Raw genomic sequence first — 1,482 nt, forward strand, 5'->3', positions numbered from 1 at the left:
CCCAATCTTTACGGGGACATCATCAGTGACCTGGCAGCCGGGCTGGTGGGGGGACTTGGCGTAGCACCGGGGGCCAACATTGGAGAAAACGGCGCAGTCTTTGAGGCTACACATGGGAGCGCCCCCAAATACAAGGGGCTCAACAAGGTCAATCCCACCGCGCTCATTTTGTCCGCAGTTCTCATGCTCCGCTATTTGAATGAGAAGGAAGCGGCCGACCTGCTCGAACGGGCCGTGGCTGAGGTCATCCGCGAGGGGAAATACGTGACCTACGATCTCAAGCCAGATCGTAATGATCCGACGGCAGTTGGCACCCAGGAAATGGCCGACGCAATATGCCGGAAGATCGAGGAGCTTCGGGCTGCGGCGAAGTAGGGGCCGCCAAAAGTGGGGGTGTCAGTTCCCCCTTCTCGATGGGGTTGTCCTCCTGTTCTGTCTTGCCCAATCGGAATGATTGGTAAATTCCGGTCCGTAAGACGATTTCATACAGTGAGAGCCACCACCGGCTTGCGACCAATTGGTAGTCTACGCCGCACGGCGCTGCGCCTGTGACGCGCAAGCGCAGTCGATAGGACTGCGCCGGGACCATCTCGTCTGGCATGACGAAGCGTTGCGCCTGTCCTTATCTGTTTACCATTTCTTGACTTAGGAATTCTTGGCAAATCCTGGCACGGGATATGCACACGGCCGTTGTGTCGGTTGGTTGCGTGACCCGTATCAGGAACGCCTTGCTGGAAGAGGAGGATGTCATGTGTGGGAAATGGCTACTGGCTGCCGTTTGCGTGGTAGGACTGGCTGGTGCTCAAACTGCGCTAGGACACGACGACTGGGGACGAGGTGATCGAAGGGGCCCAACCTTTGGAGTTGGCGTGTACTCGTTTGTCCACGAAGGTCACCACTACTGGCATGGTTACCATCATCCGCACTATGGGCCGCCGGTGATTGTGAAACCGTATCCATACCATCCGCCGGTGATCATAGTGCCTCCACGGCACGATGATTGCCACAGGCCTCGATACTACGGTCACTCGCACAGTCACGGCGGGCTCGGGATCTACGGACCGAGATTCGGATTCAGCCTTCGCTGGTAGCATCAAGCAGCATTGCTACGGCGGCCAAAAAGACGAGCCGCCAAACCGGCCGGAGAAAGGTGTTGCCCATCGTGGGTGACACCTTTACGGCGTTTAGAAGACAACCTCGCGTAGCTCGGGATGGTCGCCCGGATGGAGAATCTGGAGGAACTCCAGGCCAAGCTGGAAAAAGCCGCCGCCCATGGGCGTCAGGTGCACGGCCCTGGCGAGAATGAATCGCATTTCGCCCTGGTACTTCAGCCCTACCACCACCCGGTCGTATCCACGGGGTTCAGACAGGATGACCGACATCCCCGTGGAGGAGAATTCTTTTGTGATCACCGGCAATTTTTCGTGAACCGGGATCGTCTTGGCGTCATACGGTATCAGCAGTGCCACGACGCACAATCGG

At 57.8% G+C, this 1,482-nt stretch carries 3 protein-coding genes; 2 read left to right on the forward strand and 1 reads right to left on the reverse strand.

Translation table 11 applies throughout. The features are described 5' to 3' along the window. Together H5U08_RS18575 and H5U08_RS18580 are read left to right on the forward strand one after the other, a co-directional pair. Positions 1-375 (forward strand): isocitrate/isopropylmalate family dehydrogenase (locus H5U08_RS18575; RefSeq protein WP_297036576.1); only part of this gene is annotated, 375 nt, incomplete at its 5' end. A gap of 374 nt (positions 376-749) precedes the next feature. Beyond that, complete coding sequence (locus H5U08_RS18580) at positions 750-1,091, forward strand: hypothetical protein (RefSeq protein WP_297036578.1); 342 nt, start codon at positions 750-752, stop codon at positions 1,089-1,091. Positions 1,092-1,184: 93 nt separating this feature from the next. Here the strand turns inward: H5U08_RS18580 and H5U08_RS18585 are convergent. Continuing rightward, positions 1,185-1,482, reverse strand: a 298-nt coding sequence (locus tag H5U08_RS18585) for a hypothetical protein (protein WP_297036581.1), incomplete at its 5' end; no start/stop codon positions are given.

Origin of the sequence: Thermogutta sp. (assembly GCF_014359955.1) — a bacterium.
Classification (GTDB): domain Bacteria; phylum Planctomycetota; class Planctomycetia; order Pirellulales; family Thermoguttaceae; genus Thermogutta.